1 protein-coding gene and 1 pseudogene are annotated in these 1,474 nt (G+C 70.3%); both read right to left on the bottom strand.

The window, feature by feature from the left end:
* Positions 1-488 (bottom strand): PE family protein (locus BST12_RS28905; RefSeq protein ID WP_083116524.1); only part of this gene is annotated, 488 nt, incomplete at its 3' end.
* A gap of 319 nt (positions 489-807) precedes the next feature.
* A pseudogene (locus BST12_RS32530) lies at positions 808-1,474 on the bottom strand (hypothetical protein); the annotation flags it as partial.

Genomic DNA, 1,474 nt, shown 5'->3' with positions numbered 1-1,474 from the left:
TTGCCGAACAGCCCGGCCGCCCCGCCCGCCCCGCCGGTCTGGCCGGCAGCGCCAGCGGCGCCATTGCCCCCATTGCCCCACAGCAGCCCGCCGTCGCCGCCCTTGCCGCCAGGTGTGGTGGCGTTGGCTCCGTCACCGATCAGGTTGCGGCCCAACAACATTTGCGTGGGCGCGTTGATTGCGGCAAGCAACTCTTGCTGCACTGTATTGGCGGCCTCGGCAACGGCATAGGAGTTCGCGCTGGCGCTTAGGGTGTGCAGGAATTGGTCGTGAAAGGTTGCCGCCTGGGCGTTGATGGCCTGGAACTGCTGACCGTGGGCGCTGAACAACGCGGCAACGCTGGTGGATACTTCATCACCGGCTGCCGATAACAGCTGGGTTGTGTTGGCCGACGCCGTGTGGGCGGCTGCGCTGACCGTCGAGCCGATCCCGGCCACATCCGCGGCCGCGGCCGCCATCAGCTGCGGGGAAGCAAAGATGAACGACATCGGTGTGTCCTTCCTCGAACCGCGAGGGAAGTGGTGCAGACCCTGGGCCGGGCTGGACCTACCTCCCGGCATGAGCGGCGCGCATCGAACGGGATGACGTAGACGTTGCCTGTGGTGGCATGTGAAAAGGCTGATCAGTTATTGAAGCCGCAGGTCACCGCCATAACGGAGGGTCCTGTTGAGACCGTCAACGGTGCGTTAAAGGCTGCTGGATGTCGGCTGGGTCACCTGCCACTCCCTAGCTGCCAGCAGTTGTCAACTGCTACTGCGGGGCGGCGGCGTTGCGCGGTTTGCCGTGCGAGTCCGCCCTGACCAGCGGCTAGTTGTCCCCGGAATAGACACCGGCAGCACCCTGCGCGCCACTGTCACCATCGCTGCCAGGGGAGCCGGGAGGTGTGCCGGCGCCTCCGTTGCCGTGGGTTCCGCCCCCCCCGCCGTTACCTCCGCCGCCGGCAGTGCCGTAGACGTTGTCGCTGTAGCGCCCGCCGTCGCCGCCATTGCCGCCGTTGCTGCCATCGCCGCCGCGACCGCCGGTGGCCAATGCGCTATTTCCGCCAGCTCCGCCGCCGCCGCCATTGCCGCCGTTGGCGCCACTGCCGCTGTGGACCACGGCGAACCCGCCCTTGCCGCCGTTGCCGCCGACGCCGCCGTTGCCGCCGGCACCGCCATCACCAGTACCGGTTGCAGCGCCACCGGTGCCGCCCATGCCGGCGTTGCCGCCAGCGCCGGCATTGCCCGCGGTAGTGCCGGCCACACCGTCGGGGCCGTCGCCACCCTCGCCGCCGTGGCCACCACCGCCGCCGTTTCCGCCGGAACCGCCGTTGCCGCTGCCGCTTGCGGCACCGCCGGCGCCGCCCGTGCCGCCTTGTCCGCCGTTGCCGCCGGGACCGCCCGTGTTGGATAGGAATGGGTGACTGTCGCCGACGCCGCCCCCGCCGCCCCCGCCGCCATAGCCTCCGGTGCCGCCGTTGCCGCTGCCGGTTGCC

The sequence above is a fragment of the Mycobacterium angelicum genome (assembly GCF_002086155.1).
Lineage (GTDB): Bacteria > Actinomycetota > Actinomycetes > Mycobacteriales > Mycobacteriaceae > Mycobacterium > Mycobacterium angelicum.
Note: the sequence above shows the minus strand (reverse complement) of the source record. Positions and strands in the feature narration are given on the sequence as shown.